This window comes from Symplocastrum torsivum (assembly GCF_059505465.1).
The window spans coordinates 13800-26848 of sequence record NZ_JCACKQ010000041.1; the positions used below are offsets into that span (position 1 = coordinate 13800).

The 13049-nt window shown below is 45.0% G+C and carries 11 protein-coding genes; 9 read left to right on the forward strand and 2 right to left on the reverse strand.

Translation table 11 applies throughout. The annotated features are described in order from the left end of the window. The 3 genes from AC5JL3_RS12900 (at nucleotide 1) to AC5JL3_RS12910 (ending at nucleotide 4299) form a co-directional block, all read left to right on the forward strand. Complete coding sequence (locus tag AC5JL3_RS12900) at nucleotides 1–726, forward strand: cyanoexosortase B system-associated protein (RefSeq protein WP_496074876.1); 726 nt, start codon at nucleotides 1–3, stop codon at nucleotides 724–726. Between the two features lie 114 nt (nucleotides 727–840). Continuing rightward, a complete protein-coding gene (locus tag AC5JL3_RS12905; RefSeq protein ID WP_496074877.1) occupies nucleotides 841–2076 on the forward strand; it encodes a polysaccharide biosynthesis/export family protein in 1236 nt (411 codons plus the stop codon). Between the two features lie 36 nt (nucleotides 2077–2112). Further along, entirely contained in the window at nucleotides 2113–4299 is a 2187-nt protein-coding gene (locus tag AC5JL3_RS12910; protein ID WP_496074878.1) for a GumC family protein, read from the forward strand. Between the two features lie 5 nt (nucleotides 4300–4304). On the opposite strand, the gene AC5JL3_RS12915 is transcribed toward AC5JL3_RS12910, so the two are convergent. Together AC5JL3_RS12915 and AC5JL3_RS12920 are read right to left on the reverse strand one after the other, a co-directional pair. Beyond that, nucleotides 4305–5384, reverse strand: a complete 1080-nt coding sequence (locus AC5JL3_RS12915) for a WG repeat-containing protein (RefSeq protein WP_496074879.1) — start codon at nucleotides 5382–5384, stop codon at nucleotides 4305–4307. 72 nt (nucleotides 5385–5456) lie between these two features. Continuing rightward, complete coding sequence (locus tag AC5JL3_RS12920; protein ID WP_496074880.1) at nucleotides 5457–6416, reverse strand: hypothetical protein; 960 nt, start codon at nucleotides 6414–6416, stop codon at nucleotides 5457–5459. Between the two features lie 299 nt (nucleotides 6417–6715). On the opposite strand from AC5JL3_RS12920, the gene AC5JL3_RS12925 reads away from it, so the two are divergent. The 6 genes from AC5JL3_RS12925 to AC5JL3_RS12950 all read left to right on the forward strand — a co-directional run bounded on the left by AC5JL3_RS12925 (nucleotide 6716) and on the right by AC5JL3_RS12950 (nucleotide 12938). Continuing rightward, on the forward strand, nucleotides 6716–7621 hold the full coding sequence (locus tag AC5JL3_RS12925) for a glycosyltransferase family 2 protein (protein ID WP_496074881.1): 906 nt from the start codon (nucleotides 6716–6718) through the stop codon (nucleotides 7619–7621). Nucleotides 7622–7789: 168 nt separating this feature from the next. Further along, the gene (locus tag AC5JL3_RS12930) at nucleotides 7790–8944 is read left to right on the forward strand and encodes a glycosyltransferase family 4 protein (RefSeq protein WP_496074882.1); all 1155 of its coding nucleotides are present in this window, start codon (nucleotides 7790–7792) and stop codon (nucleotides 8942–8944) included. A gap of 55 nt (nucleotides 8945–8999) precedes the next feature. Further along, entirely contained in the window at nucleotides 9000–10076 is a 1077-nt protein-coding gene (locus tag AC5JL3_RS12935) for an NAD-dependent epimerase/dehydratase family protein (protein WP_496074883.1), read from the forward strand. Then, on the forward strand, nucleotides 10076–10939 hold the full coding sequence (locus AC5JL3_RS12940; RefSeq protein WP_496074884.1) for a WecB/TagA/CpsF family glycosyltransferase: 864 nt from the start codon (nucleotides 10076–10078) through the stop codon (nucleotides 10937–10939). The genes AC5JL3_RS12935 and AC5JL3_RS12940 overlap by 1 nt, the downstream gene beginning before the upstream one ends. A 544-nt stretch (nucleotides 10940–11483) precedes the next feature. After that, a complete protein-coding gene (locus AC5JL3_RS12945; RefSeq protein WP_496074885.1) occupies nucleotides 11484–11900 on the forward strand; it encodes a hypothetical protein in 417 nt (138 codons plus the stop codon). A 165-nt stretch (nucleotides 11901–12065) separates the two neighbouring features. Further along, on the forward strand, nucleotides 12066–12938 hold the full coding sequence (locus AC5JL3_RS12950; protein WP_496074886.1) for an S-methyl-5'-thioadenosine phosphorylase: 873 nt from the start codon (nucleotides 12066–12068) through the stop codon (nucleotides 12936–12938). Nucleotides 12939–13049 lie beyond the last annotated feature (111 nt).

A 13049-nucleotide genomic window follows, 5' to 3' on the forward strand; every position in this document is an offset into this window, starting at 1 on the left:
ATGAAATCTATCACGATTAAGTCTGTGCGATCGCCTTTCATCCTCAGATTCGCAGTGCTGATTTTTTTGTTAGTCCTAGCAGGAATTGGCGCAGTACCTGGTTACTGGACGGGAAATTGGTCTTGGGCAACTCTGCCACAAGTGACTAATCTCAGTGAAATTAGAGAACTCAGAAACACAGGATTAGAACTCCCTGGTTGGAAAACCGTCGAACAAAAAACAGTGGTGATTGGCGGTCATCAATGGTCTGTTCAACAAATTGAGCAAGATAAATCAAAACCAATCGGTTTATTATTGCTTCCCCAAAGTGACCACAAGTCACAACCACAGGTCGAGTGGATCGATATTGATGGATTAGTGAAATGGCAGACGGATTCTTACACTAAAGTCCAGTTTGAAGTTGAAAAATCACTGTCGGACAAGTCTGCTGGAACAGCCAAAGGGACAACCCCATCGGCTAAAGTTGAAGCGCGTTTCTTCCGGGCTTGGACTCAACGGCGAACTGTAGCAGTACTGCAATGGTATGCCTGGTCAGGAGGAGGTAATCCTGCTCCTAGTCGTTGGTTCTTTGCTGACCAACTCGCCCAGTTGCGTCGAAATCGAGTTCCGTGGGTTGCAGTTTGCCTCCAGATTCCGATTGAACCGTTAGGGGATATTGAAGCCTCCCGACCCTTCGCAGAATCTTTGGGTAAGATTGTGCAGACTGCGTTGATGCAGGTGATTTAGTAGTTGTTGGTTGTTGGTTGTTAGTAGCGAGGTTCTTTGTGAAATTAGTTGTAATCAAAGGTATGACTCCTCAACAAACCTTCTACCCTCTGCCTTCTGCCTTTTGCGATCACTATGCGTAGCGATCGCAACGAGAAATGGTACTACAGAAAAGCGATCGCCTTTTCAAGCACGGTCGCGTTAGTGCTAGGTCAAGCTAGTGTCTTGGCTAGAGTTGGGTTGGCTCAATCTGTATCAGGTATCAAAACTCCAGAAACTTACGCCCAGTTACCCAGTCTTTCTCCCGCTAACCCAGATCTTCCCATACCACCCTTAGGTTATCCAGAGCAACCGTTACCGCCTTTAGGTTATCCAGAGCAACGATTGAATGTCGCTCCAGCCAACCAATTTAGCCGCTACCGCTTGGGAGTAGGAGATGCGATCGCTGTTACAGTACCACGCTTCCCTGACCTGAGCTTTCAAAGCAACGTTGATTTAGAAGGTAATATTGTCGTCCCTCTCGTGGGAACGCTGCAAGTATCAGGACTCACTCTAGAACGAGTCCAAGCGAAAATTCAAGCCGGGTTGAACAGGTTTGTGATTGACCCTCAGGTGATTGTCTCACTTGCTGCCTTACGTCCTGCCCAAGTCACAATCACGGGCGAAGTGCTACGACCGGGCTATTACCCACTACAACCCGGTTCTCAACTTTCAGCTGCTTTGCTGGCGGCAGGTGGCACGACGACGACGGCTGATTTACGAACAATTGTGGTACGTCGTCGCTCACTGGCTGATAATTCCTTTGTTGAACAACAAATTGACTTGTTCACCCCTCTGCAAAATGGAACCAGCCTACCGAATTTACGCCTTCAAGATGGCGATGCCGTGATTGTCTCTCAGCTAGAAGTTGGTAATACCAGTGATTACGACCGGAGCTTGGTTTCTCGTTCTAGCGTTGCTCAACAGCAAATCAACGTCCGAGTCTTGAGCTACGCTGGTAGAGGAATTGGCAATCTTACGTTACCGAATGGGAGTACATTTGTTGATGCTTTAGCCGCGATCGCTCCTAACCCCGATAATGCCAATCTAGGACGCATTGCACTAATTCGTTTTGACCCAGAACAGGGCAAAGCGGTCACTCAAGAACTGAATGGGAAACGTGCTTTGAGGGGTGACGTTTCGCAAAATGTACCACTCCAGAATAACGATGTAATCGTTGTCGGTCGTAACTTCATTAGTCGAATTACCTATGCGCTTAGTAACTTTACCCAACCATTCCGAGATATTCTAGGCTTCCTACTGTTTTTTGACTCCTTAAGAGAGAGTGCAACAAATCTCTTTGAACCTGGCTCGGATGATAATGACGATTAACAGGACTAACGCGACTACAAAAGCGATCGCACTGCCATGACTCCCCCCTTTGTTAAACGTTATCTCATTGCTCTCGATCAACATAAGTTGATTGCAGTTGCGAGTTTTGCCGTCATTGTTGGGGTATCAGGAGTTGTCGCCATTCAGCCACCTCCCTCGCCCACTTACAAAGCAGAAGGGACTCTCGCGTACAACACGCCAGCCACATCGTTTTCAACAACAGGGGTGCAGATTCAAGAACAAGGGAGACAACTGACACCAGAGATTCTTCTCGCCGATAACGTGGTGAATGCGGCGGCAGTGCAGGCACGGGTTAAACCACAAGACATCATCCGGAAGCTGAAGTTGAACTTGCCAAAAGAAGGCAAGAAAGATGATGCACCTGTAGCACCTGTCATTGAGATCGAATACACCGCTGATAATCAAACCACAGCAAAAACTGTCTTGGACGTGCTGATGCAGAAGATGGTTGAACAAAGCCGTTTGATCAACTCAGCACGAGTTCGAGCGATTACTGGATCGGTAGAACAACGCTTACCTGAGGCACAAAAAGCACTGAGAAACGCTGAACAGCAGCTAGAACGCTATGATCGCACGGAAGGACCTGCCCTATTTGCTGCCCAAGATGGCACCTTAGTCAAGGAAATTACCGATAGCCAACAACAGCAGCGACAGCTTCAAATCACACTCTCCAGCATTGATGCACAAATCAACAGCCTGGTCAACAAGCTGGGCTTAACTCCTGACCAAGCTTATACCTCTTCTGCTCTGAGTGCTGACCCAATTATCGCCAACCTCCGAGCGCAGCTTCTGCAAGCAGAGACGCAGCTAGAAATTCTCAGCCGGGATTTGCGCCCCGAACACCCGCAGATGGTTGCCTTACTTAGACAGAAAGAGGCGTATGAAACCCTGCTACGGGAGCGAGCGGCTGAAGTTTTAGGGGGTAATGGTGTAGCGGCACCGTTACCCGGTAAAATCCGACAAGATAGTAGCCTCGACCCAGCACGGCAGCAACTCGCCAATGCACTGAGTGGTTTACAAACCCAGCGAGATGCACTTCAACAGCAACTGCAAGCTATAAGGAGAACAGAGCAACAACTCCGGGAACAGTATCAGGGGCTACCCAACAAACAGCTAGAGCGGGGACGACTAGCTCAGCAGGTTCAGCTACAACAGGATTTTTACAACAAGTTGCTGACGGGACTAGCTGATGCTAAGGCTGCTGAGACAGAGGCAGTCAGTAGTCTGAGTGTTGCCCAGGCTCCACAAGTGAGTATTGAGCAAGAGAAAGTAACAAATCCAGCCGTGACGTTAGGCGCTGGTACCTTTATCGCTCTATTAGTTGCTGGCGGGTTAATTCTGCTGCTAGCAACCTTGGATAACACGTTCCATACGCCAGAAGAGATACGGCAATCATTAGCGCAACGTGAGGTGCCAGTGTTGGCAGAATTACCCCTTGTGATGTTTCTCGATCCAGAGCAGGGTGATACAGCGATTTTGGCGAAGCCTGATTCTCCGTATTTGGAGTTCTATGAGCGGTTCCGTAGTAACCTGCGGCGTGTGGAAAATAAATCTTTGAGGGTAGTGTTGCTAACCAGTACGGTTGAGCGAGAGGGAAAGTCGGTGAGTGCTTATAATTTAGCGATCGCATCGGCACAAGCGGGTAAGCGTACTCTATTAGTAGAGGGAGATTTGCGATCGCCTTCCCTCTCAAAAACCCTCAAAGTCGTCTGTGACCCCAACGCCACGATTGAACCTTTACGCTACTACAGTGCCAAAAGTGACTGTATTCGCTTAGTCCCCGACATTGAGAATCTGTACATTATGCCCAGCCCAGGGCCACAGCGACAAGCCGCTGCTATCCTTGAATCCAGCGAACTTCAACAGTTTTTAGAAGACGCTCGTGGTCGCTTTGATTTTGTCGTCATCGACACGCCAGCCCTCTCACGCTGCAATGATGCCTTATTAATTGAACCTCTAACTGATGGCATCGTAATCGTTACTCGACCAGGCTACACCCAGGAAAGCATACTTGCTGAAGCTGTTGAGGAATTAACAGAAGCTGAACTCCCCTTGTTGGGAGCCATTATTAACGGTGTAGATAAGCCTGTTTCTCTGACTACTACTAAAGAGATCACAACAGAGTATCAGGAAACAACCATCATTGAACAAGAAGAACTCGAAAAAGACGATAACATCAAAACTGGAGCAATGCGATTCTGAGCAATCTAATTAGTGGGATTCCAAATGTAATTTCCCTGAGTGTCGATATAACCGTACCTGTCAGCAATCTGTACTGTGGCTAGCCCATTATCGAAGTTGAAAGCCTGATCAAATTTTGGCTCAACTACAATTGAACCGGATTCATCAATGTAACCGTACTTGCCACCAATTACTACTACAGCTAGACCTTCAGAGAAATTTCCCACCTGCTCAAAGTTTGGTGAAATAACAGTTGTTCCTTTTGTGTCAATGTATCCCCACTGATTACCAATTTGTACGCCTGCAAAACCGTTGGAGAAATCAAACGCTTTTTCAAACTGTGGCGGAATGATAACCTTACCAGAGTTATCGATGTACCCCCATTGTTGACCAATTTGTACGGCGGCTAGCTCCTGTGAAAAAATACCTGCCTGATTAAACTGGGGTGAAATAGTCATCTTTCCGGATTGATTGATGTAGCCCCACTTGCCGTTAATCAAGACAGCCGCTAGTCCTATGCCTGTTGGTGTACCCCCGCTTATACTGAAGCGTAAAGCTTTATCAAATTGTGGCTTGATTACAACTGAGCCAGAAGTATCAATATAACCCCACTTTCCATTAAGCTTGACTGCTGCTAATCCGTTTGAGAACTCCGAGGCATCTTCAAATTGTGGCGATATAACTACGTTGCCTTGAGTGTCGATATAGCCACTTTTTCCATCAATCCCTACCTCCGCTCGTCCTTCAGAAAAGCGATAAGCCCAATCAAACTGTGGCTGGATAATCATCTTTCCTAAGAAATCAATGTAGCCAAATTTATTATTAATTACGACAACAGCTAGCCCTTGAGAAAAAGAGGACGCGACATCGAACTTTGGCTCAATTACAAGCTTTCCTGTCGAAGCCATATAACCATACAAGCCATTCTGTTGAACTAGAAACAGAGGGTTAGGTTCTTGCGCTTGCTCTAAGGCAGAATCTGATAGTTGTGAGAGTGGTTCAGGGATTGTTGAAGCTAAGGCTAACGTTTGAGGGAAAGATGCGATCGCACTCACCAAAGCAAGACACAGTAAACCAGAAATTGAGCTTTCAGACTTTAGTTTCATTGAAAGTTTAGTTTAGTCTAAATGATTCGTAAAGCGAGATTCTTGACTTCTTTGAGAAGTCGGGAATCTGAACTACTTGCTAGAAATCAGCTTCTTACTGTGCTTGGACAAGCGACGAACCGCTTTATTTTTGTAAACATTCAACAAGCTCAAATAATCCTCTACTTTTAGCCAAAAATCAGCATTTGCTCCGGTATATCCCCGCTCTCGCTGAATAAACTGCCGCCGACAAAAGCTCATTGGATCTGAGTAGGCTTTGGACGTTGACAACATTGGCTTTGGGCCACACCAGTGAATGACAATTGCTTCGTCATCTTGCACGACGGGCCCAGTTTCCTTGACAGGAAAACGCTTTTTCAGTTCCTCCTGCTCAAAATCTGGAACAATTAGTTGCATATTTGCCTGTCCAAGGCGGATTCTACCTTCATCAGCCGCCCGGAAAAGCATGAAATTCAAGAACCCCATCTCACCATACTTAAAGATTCCGGGATTCTTTTCTGTGAAATCTAGAATTTTACTATATTCGTCCAAACTGAAAATGTCTCTTGTGCCAAAAAAGGTGCCTGTACAAAAATAATCATTTTGATGAGCCTTCCAGTTAAAATCTGGAAAATGTTTTTCTATTTCTGAAACTTCAAAAAAGAACTCTGAAACAAATTCGTCCGAATGACCATAGCAAGGACGGTCAATAATGGCATCAAATTGAGTAAAATCTTTATACTTTAGAACATTTCCCCAGACATTTGTATCAGCGTCTAAAACAAGGAAATGTTTCCAGGGACTTTCCCAAAATGCAATCATCTTAGTTTTTCCCCAGCCAAAACTTCTCTTCCTGAGAAACTCGTTAGTCACTGTATCGTGATTGAGAACACGAACACCATATTCCTTTTCCAAGGAACTGAGAGAAAAGGTTCCATCAACAATCAAACCAATCGGGACATCACCTAAAAAGTGCCTGATACTTGCACAGCAGCCTTTTGCAAATAAGTAATCTTGGTAACAACAGGCAATAATGATGCCAAAATCTTCCATAATTGCTTATCCCTGTTTTGGACGTGATAATCTAGAGTTTTACAACCTCAGATAGATGTTTTTAAGGCAAATTGCGGTGAAACCCTACCGAACTATGGTTGAAGCTCTTGTTATCTTTTGTGTAGCCTCTCGATAGATGTAGCTCTGGTAAGAGCAAAGTGTATCTATCACTTTAGATTGCGGCTACGTTAACTTGAAATACAGCTAACTAGTTAAACCTTTCTCATCTGTAGTTTAAGAGGCGCTGTATCTGATGAACACTTTAACTTGTTGTGGCGACAGGCAACACTTTTGAGCTAATGAACTACCAGCGCCTAGCAGTACTATTAACTTGCTATAACCGTAAGCCAAAAACCCTGGCTAGTCTTCAGGCTCTGTTCAACCAGGAACTCAACGCCGAGGTGACGATTGACGTTTATCTAGTGGATGACGGCAGTACCGACGGTACAGCAACAGCAGTGAGTCAAGCCTATCCTCAGGTAAAAATTCTCCAGGGAAATGGCAGTCTGTTTTGGAATGGGGGAATGCGACAAGCGTTTGCAGAAGCCCTCCAGCAAGACTACGACTACTATCTATGGCTCAATGATGACACCATCCTTTACTCAAATGCCTTAAACACGCTTCTAGAAACATTTCAGGCGTTGGGTGTTCAGGGTGAGCAACGAGCAATTATTGCTGGCTCGACTTGCGATCCCGATACAAAAGCTCTCACCTACGGTGGTGTAGTGCGTAGGAGTCGCTGGCGACCGATTAAGTTTGACTTGGTAAAACCGGATGAACAAGCTCAACCTTGCGACACTGTTAACGGTAACTGTGTTTTTATTCCTAGAGCAGTTGCTCAAGTGGTGGGTAACCTAGACCCAGCCTTCACTCACTACGCCGGAGATTACGACTATGGGTTACGTGCTCAAAAACACGGATGTACCGTCTGGGTAGCTCCAGGATATGTAGGAACCTGTTCACAAAATTATCAACCTGGTAGTAAGGATAATTCACCCGTGAATCCCGGCGAGAGTTTCAAGAAGATTAGTCAACCCAAGGGTTTATCGGTTAGAGAGCAAATCCTTCATCCACTGGAGGAATGGAAGATTTTTGCCCAGAGACACGCGGGTTTTTTGTGGCCGATTTATTGGTTAATTCCCTATCGGCGATTGCTCTGGACTTCACTGCGGCGTAGTCCTCAACAAAATCGAGTAAATGCCTGAACGCTTGGTGCGATCGCGTAGTATCCCGCTCTTGGTTATCGCAAAGCAGCCCACTCTTGATTATCGCCGCTTGCAGAGGTGTTGCACTTTAGAAGAGATTTGCGCTTCCTCTCATATCTCAAGACGAGCAGCTTTTAGGTAGGGTGTTAGTAATACAGGGTAGACCCAATGAACGATATTAATCAGCTGCGTGTTGCTTGGTTAGTTCCTTCGGTAGAACTGGGAGCTTACTGGCAACCTGTTTTAGAAGAGTTCACTAAGGTATTTCCAAACACCATCTTTTACACAGGTCTAGTTTGGCCTGGATTTAATCCTGAACTTCCTGGTGCAAATGTCATTAAATTAGTTGGGGAGATGAAATCCCTAGAACTCACTAAGACAGATGGTTATAGCCGTCGCCTCATGGTGGTTTCTCCCGGTATCGTTAGTTACTTACTCCAATTCAAGCCTGATGTAATCTTTGCTCAGGCTTACTCGCTGTGGACTTTACTGGCATTGCTGTTAAAGCCGTGGGGAAAGTGGAAATTTATCATCATTTACGATGGTAGTTCCCCAAACTCAGACTTTCGTGATTCAAAACTGCGTTCATTCTTCCGACGCGCCATGTCTCGCTACGCTGATGCCTTTGTTGCTAATAGCTACGGTGCCAAAGACTATTTGATTGACGGAGTTGGGGCGAAGCCAGAGAATGTCTTTACCAGAACCTATCTCGTACCCGATGCAGCAACATTGCAGCAGAGCTTGGAGAATGATGAAATAGCTAAGCTACAGCTCAAACATCCAGTTTTCCTGTATGTTGGACGAATCACACCCAGAAAGGGACTCAAATCGCTTTTAGAAGCCTGTTCTCTCCTCCAAACTCAAGGATATGAGGACTACTCATTAGTCGTCATCGGCACAGGAGAGCAACGAGAAGAACTGGAGGCGTTTATCAAAGAGCGTCATTTAGAAGCGCGTGTAACATGGGTAGGCTGGGTAGAGTATGGGTATTTGGGTGCTTACTTCCAGCAAGCTGATGTTTTTGTGTTTCCAACCTTTGAAGATATTTGGGGGATGGTAGCACTTGAGGCAATGGTTTTTGGCAAGCCTGTCTTGTGTTCCAAAGGGGCAGGAGCCGCAGAAATGATTGTAGAAGGGGAGAATGGTTATATTTTTGACCCCTATGACCCGGAAGGTTTAGCGATCGCAATGCGCCGTTTTCTCGATCATCCAGAACTAATTAATTCTATGGGTAAACAGTCTCAGCAATTGATCAGCCAAAAAAATCCCTCATCCGCTGCCCAATCTTTTGTTGAAGTGATTTCTTATGTTGTGGGAAAGTAAATAATTATTCCTACTCGATTAATTAGCTTGTTCTACAAGGTTTCAGGAGTAAAGTGTGAGTATCGTTGTTATTACTGGGTCTGCTGGTTTAATTGGTTCTGAGGCAACCGCGTTCTTTGCCCAACAAGGCTTTGATATAGTCGGAATTGACAATGATATGCGTCGCGTATTTTTTGGCGAAGACGCTTCGACGACATGGAACCGACAACGTTTAGAAAAAACGATCAAAAACCAATATTCTCATGTAGATGCAGATATCCGCGATACCGAAACCATTAACAAAATTTTTAAGCAGTACGGTTCAGATATAGCTTTAGTCATCCATACTGCCGCTCAGCCCTCTCATGATTGGGCAGCACGCGACCCAATTATGGATTTTACGGTTAATGCAAACGGAACACTGAATCTTCTACAGGCAACTCGCCAATACGCTCCTGAGTCTCCGTTTATCTTTACCTCTACCAACAAGGTATATGGAGATACACCGAACCATTTACCGTTAGTAGAACTAGACTCTCGCTGGGAAATCGACCCAAATCATACTTATAAATCAGGTATTCGGGAGGACATGTCAATTGATCAGACAACACACAGCTTATTTGGTGTCTCTAAAGTAGCGGCGGATGTACTCGTTCAGGAATACGGTAGATATTTTGGGTTGCGTACAGCTTGCTTTCGAGGTGGGTGTCTTACAGGACCTAATCATTCAGGAACCCAATTGCACGGTTTTTTAGCTTATTTAATGAAGTGTACCGTTACAGAAACGCCCTACACTGTGTATGGTTATAAAGGTAAGCAAGTTCGCGACAATATCCACAGTGCTGACCTAATTCAAGCCTTTTTTGAGTTTTTTAAAGCGCCACGGGTTGCCCAAGTCTATAACACAGGTGGTGGTCGCTACAGTAATTGTTCAATGTTAGAGGCAATAGACATCTGTCAGAAGATAGTAGGAAAGGAACTTAAATGGATTTACTCTGAACAAAACCGTATTGGAGATCACATCTGGTGGATCAGCGATAATAGTAGGTTCACCGAGCATTATCCGAATTGGAAGTTACAATACAATGTCCCGCAAATTTTGCAGGAAATTTATGAGTTCAATGAAGAACGATGGACTAAAGAGGTACCTTGATGATGATCGACATAGCGAAGCAAGATATTCTTGATGCTAAAGCGAATGCGGTTGTTTCTATAGATGCAGGCAAACACAATGTGCTAGGCGTTCGAGTAGATGCAGTTGATTATGAGGCGGCTGTGAGCAAAATTATTACAGCGGCTCATCAACAAAAGAAACTGTCAGTTTCAGCTCTAGCTGTTCACGGAGTAATGACAGGAGTGCTTGATGAAACTCATCGTTATCGTCTCAATCGGATTGATATAGTTTGTCCAGATGGGCAGCCTGTACGTTGGGCATTAAACTTGCTCTATAAAGTAGGAATTCCCGATCGCGTTACAGGCCCGTTTTTGATGTTGCACGTTTGTGAGCGTGCCGCGAAAGAAGGACTACCAATTTATTTGTACGGTAGTCGTCCTGATGTCCTCGAAAGGCTTACTAAGAATCTTTGCGATCGCTTTCCTCAACTCATTATTGCAGGTTCTCAGCCTTCCCGATTTCGGCAAGTTTCCGCTCAAGAAAAACAAGAAATTATTAAAGAAATTCGAGATAGCGGTGCCGCGATAACGTTTGTCGGCTTGGGGTGTCCTCGGCAAGAGGTGTGGGCTTATGAATATGCTGACGAGTTATCCATGCCGACATTGGCAGTTGGTGCTGCCTTCGATTTCCATGCCGGTAACTTGTCACTAGCGCCAGTCCTTTTGCAGAAGTTGGGACTCGAATGGTTTTATCGACTGATGCAGGAACCGACACGCCTTTGGAAGCGGTATGTTTTCTTGAATCCGTTGTATGTCTCGCTCTTTATCTTGCAATTTTTGAAAATAGTCTATTTTGACCCAACTCGCGCCACCCCTCCAGAACAGGAAATGCGGTTTGGTTGAATGCTAAGTGATGTTAAAAAGATTGTTCAAAAGCAGCTAACTAAAGTTAGTGTGTCAAAGGCTTATATACATAACTCGTACAGCGTAACGAAACTAAGTATAGCAATCAGCAGTTAGCTTTGGGCGGTCAGCTTTGGGTCAAATCGCCTCTAGCTAAGGAACGCTCTTCTCCCGTTAATGCCCTAACATTCGTGGCTACTGCTAGAATACCATTTCACTTTGAATATGCTACACATCGACCCCCACCCCCCTTGTAAAGCAGGGCTAATTTATTGTCGTTAAAGATTGGGGAAGATAGGGGAGATGAGGGAGATGAGCGAGATGGGCGAGTAATTTATACTCGCTTCTGAACCACTGGCATCTCACACTAATTGTTAGTAAAACCAAATAACTTTAGATAATTTCTCTAGCATTAAATAACTATAAAATCATTTTTATATTTAATACTCTTATAAAGTTTTAGCCCCGCAGATAGATGCGTTGCATTGAATATGACCTCAAACTATAAAGCAGTTGATAAAACTATATTTTTGAGGAAATAGTCATGGCTAATGAAAAGGGTGTTAATCAAGAAACGCTACCTAAAAAAGAAGTAGGTGCCGATGTTGATACTTACGACAGAGGCATTGTTCCGGCTGAAACGGCAGCTAGAAAAGAAAGAGAAGGTAGTGAATTTAAAACAAGTATAGATAAATCTGATGAAGCAGCTCCCAGTACAAATGATCAAACGGATTCAGAAAGTCTTGATAGTACAGGTGGCTATACAGTAGATAAAGAAGGGCTTGTTAATAACTATGCTATTGAGCCAGAAATGTATGTTAACGAACCCGGAGATTTAAGAGGAAAAGAAGAAGACTTAGAGGCTGAACGGGTTGAGGAATTAGAAGAAGTAAACCAAGACAAGGATGGTGACCTTACCCTTGACGGTGATCAGCGTGGTAAAGGGCCAGGAATGGTTTAGTCTTAGCTGCTTTGCCTTTCATCAGTCAAGGAACTTCTAGAAAGAAACTATCATCAATTTGCGATCGCAAGGGCACGAAATCTCGTGCCCCTTTTTCTTGCTCGTGTTAGCCTCTGTTTCCCGTTACAATAACTTGGCATTGCAGCAAGTTGAGGGCAAAGTAGGATGGCTCAGGCTCATATTGGAATTATCGGCGGTAGTGGGCTTTACAAAATGGAAGCCCTTAAAGATGTGGAAGAGGTGCAGCTTGAGACACCGTTTGGTTCTCCCTCCGATGCCTTAATCGTGGGAACACTAGACGGAACATCAGTCGCATTCCTCGCCCGTCACGGTCGCAATCATCATCTCACACCCTCTGAATTACCCTTCCGGGCAAACATCCATGCGATGAAGCAGTTGGGTGTAGAGTATCTAATTTCAGCTTCAGCCGTTGGTTCCCTTAAGGAAGAAGCAAAACCCTTGGATATGGTAGTACCCGACCAATTTATTGATCGGACAAAGAATCGGGTTTCTACTTTTTTTGGAGAAGGAATTGTTGCTCACATTGCCTTCGCTGACCCAGTATGCAATAACTTGGCAGGAGTTGTTGCAGATGCGGTGGCTAGCTTAAAGTTACCTGATGTTACCTTGCATCGTGGTGGTACTTATGTCTGCATGGAGGGGCCAGCCTTTTCTACCAAAGCAGAATCCCATCTTTATCGGAGTTGGGGTGCAACAGTGATTGGAATGACGAATTTACCAGAGGCAAAACTGGCACGGGAAGCAGAAATTGCCTATGCAACATTAGCGCTGGTGACAGATTACGATTGCTGGCATCCAGACCATGACAGTGTAACGGTGGAGATGGTAATTGCGAATCTGCAACGCAATGCGACTAATGCTCAGAAAGTGATTCAAGAAACCGTGCGGCGTTTAGCTGAGAATCCACCAGTCTCAGAAGCTCATTCGGCGTTGAAGTTCGCGATTTTGACGCAATTGGATAAGGTTCCAGCGGCAACGAAGGAGAAGTTAGGGTTATTGTTGCAGAAGTATTTGTAAAAACGGCGAAGATGGGAGTCCGCACTAAGTCGGTAGACACAAATAAACGACGGTATGTCAACAAATGTTAAGAGACTAAAATCCTCTTCTCTTCTGCCCTCTGCCTTGCCT